General features: G+C 44.1%; 3 protein-coding genes. 2 read left to right on the plus strand and 1 reads right to left on the minus strand.

The window, feature by feature from the left end; genetic code table 11:
- Positions 1–186 precede the first annotated feature (186 nt).
- Positions 187–978, minus strand: coding sequence for a prolipoprotein diacylglyceryl transferase (lgt, locus tag AB4238_RS19925; protein WP_372035096.1), 792 nt, complete (start codon positions 976–978; stop codon positions 187–189).
- A 387-nt stretch (positions 979–1,365) separates the two neighbouring features.
- On the opposite strand from lgt, the gene AB4238_RS19930 reads away from it, so the two are divergent.
- Both AB4238_RS19930 and hemL read left to right on the plus strand, forming a co-directional pair.
- Entirely contained in the window at positions 1,366–2,385 is a 1,020-nt protein-coding gene (locus tag AB4238_RS19930; RefSeq protein ID WP_220736020.1) for an aspartate carbamoyltransferase, read from the plus strand.
- A 28-nt stretch (positions 2,386–2,413) separates the two neighbouring features.
- The gene (hemL, locus tag AB4238_RS19935) at positions 2,414–3,703 is read left to right on the plus strand and encodes a glutamate-1-semialdehyde 2,1-aminomutase (RefSeq protein ID WP_372035098.1); all 1,290 of its coding nucleotides are present in this window, start codon (positions 2,414–2,416) and stop codon (positions 3,701–3,703) included.
- The last annotated feature ends 69 nt before the right edge of the window (positions 3,704–3,772 follow it).

Raw genomic sequence — 3,772 nt, forward strand, 5'->3', positions numbered from 1 at the left:
AGATCAACAGCCCCTAGCATATAGGCTCTCCTTATAAAAATGAATGCTTACTTAGCTCTTTGCTTCAGCTAGTCCTTATTCGCAAGCTGGCATTCTAGCTTTAACCACTGTTCTACACTGTTAAGCACAAAAAAACCGCTGATGCATAACATCAGCGATTGCTTCTTATCTTCAATAAACCAGATTCTATTCGCTCGTTTTTGCTTTACGCAAATAAGGAGTCACGAGCAACGCTACCCCCACTAACAAAAATGGAATACTCAACAACTGGCCAGCACTGAATGTCCATGAATCAGCATAAACAGCTTGTTTGACTTTCACCATTTCAATAGCGAATCGAGCACTAAATACCAGAACTAAGAACAAGCCAAAAATAGCACCATGTTTCTGCTTCATCTCAGTCATTCTGTAGATGCACCATAGCAAGACAAATATCAATAAGTAGGCGATGGCTTCGTAAAGCTGTGCAGGATGTCGCGGTAACATATCTATTCTTTCAAAGATAATCCCCCAAGGCTTATCAGTTGGTAAGCCAAGGATCTCTGAGTTAACGAAATTTGCCATTCGCACAAAGAAACCAAAGATAGCAGTGGCAATAGCCAAACGGTCAAGCAGGAATAAGAATGGCAGCTTCATCTGACGCTGATAGTAATAGAGCGCAAGTATGGCTCCCAACCCTCCGCCATGACTCGCTAGGCCCCCTTCCCATATCGCAAATATTTTAAGAGGATGACTTAAGTAATACGCTGGATCGTAGAATAGACAATGGGCTAAGCGCGCGCCGACGATAATGCCCACAACACAATACATCAGTAGATTGTCTAGTGACTCTACAGGCAAATTCCCCCTGACATAAATACGCTTCATCACCTGAAAGCCTGAGGCAATCGCCAACGCAAACAATATGCCGTACCAATGTACTTTAAGCCCCATAAAACTAATTGCTACAGGGTCAACATTCCAAATCATGTGGTCCAATTTAAACCTTCCAAAGCTATGCTTTTAAATCAAAATACTCGAATCTATTGCGCTGTTTTACTCTGCAACAAATGAATTAGCAAGCGCAAATGCCAATATTACCAAGCTGATTTTGTAAGAAATTCAACAACGCTAGAAAAATAGCCAGCAAAGTATTGCCCTACTCGCCTTGAGTCTCGCAAAAGAGTTACCGCTATCAATACCATTTCCCGCTGATTATTGCCCTTTTACCTCCGATTAATGTTGCCATATTCAACCCCACACATATTCCACAGCATGGGACTTTCTGCTATAGTGCCGCCTCAGCCACCCTACATAAATTTAGGGCAAATTAGCCGCGTATTAACGCTTGCTAAAAAGCCCCCCAGAAATTGGAAATAAAGGCTGATGACTCAGTTTCAAGGTTCACATATCCTTTCGGTAAACCAGCTTAATCTGGATGCCGTACAGAACATCTTCGATGTTGCTACTCGTATGACTCCCTACGCATTAAGACAGAAACGCACCACTGTTTTAGATGGCGCGGTATTGGGCAACCTTTTCTTTGAGCCGAGCACACGTACTCGTATCAGTTTTGGCTGTGCATTTAACCTACTCGGCGGCAAAGTTAATGAAACCGTCGGCATGGCTTCATCGTCATTATCAAAAGGTGAGTCTCTGTACGATACCGCTCGAGTACTTTCAAGCTACTCAGATGTGATTGCTATGCGCCACCCTGAAGCGTTTTCAGTTAAAGAGTTCGCAGAAGGCAGCCGCGTGCCAGTGATCAATGGTGGCGATGGCTCAAACGAACACCCAACTCAGGCACTACTGGATCTATTTACTATCCAAAAAGAGCTCGCCTCTGGTGGACGCGATATCAGTGGGATGCATATTGCGATGGTGGGCGATTTGAAATTTGGTCGCACCGTGCACTCTTTATCTCGTCTGTTATGTATGTATAAAGATGTCAGCTTCACGTTAGTGTCACCAAAAGAGTTGGCAATGCCTGACTATGTGATCGATGACATTGAAAATGCTGGGCATAAGATCACAATAACAGACCAACTTGAAGGCAATTTAGATCGCGCTGATATACTCTATCTAACTCGAATTCAAGAAGAACGCTTCCCGTCACAGGATGAAGCAAATAAATATCGTGGTAAGTTTCGACTCAACCAAAGTATTTATACAAAGAATTGTAAATCTAACACAGTGATCATGCATCCTTTGCCACGAGACTCTCGTGAACAAGCAAATGAACTGGATAACGATCTTAATAACCACCCTAACCTGGCTATATTTAGGCAGGCAGATAACGGTTTATTAATTCGTATGGCACTGTTTGCACTGACGCTAGGTGTTGACTCTCAATTGGAGCAATATGAGCGCCCAGTCAATTGGTATTCACGAAAAGCTGAATTTTAATCAGGCTACTGACTTTTAAGGATCTAAAATGACCCGTTCCGACGAACTATTTGAACAGGCTAAAAAAACCATTCCAGGCGGCGTTAACTCTCCAGTCCGCGCATTTAATGGTGTTGGTGGTTCTCCACGTTTTATTGAAAAAGCTGATGGCGCCTATATCTTTGACGCTGACGGCAAAAAATACATCGATTATGTAGGCTCTTGGGGACCAATGATCTTAGGTCATAACCACCCGAAAATCCGCGAAGCTGTATTAAAAGCAGTAGACAACGGTCTATCGTTTGGTGCGCCAACTGAACTTGAAGTGACTATGGCTGAAAAAGTCATTGAAATGGTACCTTCAATGGAACAGGTTCGTATGGTGAGCTCAGGTACTGAAGCAACCATGAGTGCAATCCGTTTAGCACGTGGCTTCACTAACCGTGACAAAATCCTAAAGTTTGAAGGTTGTTACCACGGCCACGCTGACTGCCTATTAGTAAAAGCAGGTTCAGGTGCTTTAACACTGGGACAACCAAGCTCTCCAGGTATTCCTGAAGACTTTGCTAAGCACACATTAACTGCAACTTATAACGACCTTGATTCTGTTAAGGCGCTGTTTGAACAGTACCCTGAAGCGATTTCGTGCATTATTTTAGAGCCTGTTGCCGGTAACATGAACTGCATCCCACCAGTAGAAGGTTTCTTACAAGGGCTACGTGCTATTTGTGACCAATATGGCGCATTGATGATTATCGATGAAGTCATGACCGGTTTCCGCGTCTCTAAAAGCGGTGCGCAGGGTCACTACGGTGTCACACCCGATCTAACCACATTAGGGAAAGTGATTGGCGGCGGCATGCCAGTAGGCGCTTTTGGTGGTCGTAAAGATGTGATGCAGTTTATCGCTCCTACTGGTCCAGTTTACCAAGCCGGTACACTGTCAGGTAACCCTATTGCAATGTCTGCAGGTCTTGCGCAAATGGAAGCACTTTGTGAAGATGGCGTTTACGAGCAACTTGCGGCTAAGACGCAATACATTGCTGAAGGCTTTAAAGCGGCTGCCAACAAGCACGGCATTCCAATGGCAATCAACTACGTGGGTGGCATGTTCGGTTTCTTCTTCACTGAAGAGGAAACAATCACTTCATTTGAACAAGTCACTCAGTGCGACGCAGAAAAATTCCCAGAGTTTTACCATGGCATGCTAGATGAAGGGGTTTACCTAGCACCAAGTGCTTATGAAGCAGGTTTCCTATCGCTTGCTCACGGTGAAGCAGAGCTTGAAGCAACGCTCGCTGCTGCAGAACGTGTATTTGCAAAAATGGCTAAAGGCTAACGCTTAAAAGTCACTTAATTGTAGGCTCAAAAAAAGGAACACTTCAGTGTTAATGCCGATCATTTAGCA

Source organism: Shewanella sp. 10N.286.45.A1 (assembly GCF_041470405.1).
Classification (GTDB): Bacteria; Pseudomonadota; Gammaproteobacteria; order Enterobacterales; family Shewanellaceae; genus Shewanella.

Bases quoted from the DNA above. Each gene is read 5' to 3' on its own strand.
- AB4238_RS19930 (WP_220736020.1), top strand. From the start codon at position 1,366: ATGACTCAGTTTCAAGGTTCACATATCCTTTCGGTAAACCAGCTTAAT.
- hemL (WP_372035098.1), top strand. From the start codon at position 2,414: ATGACCCGTTCCGACGAACTATTTGAACAGGCTAAAAAAACCATTCCA.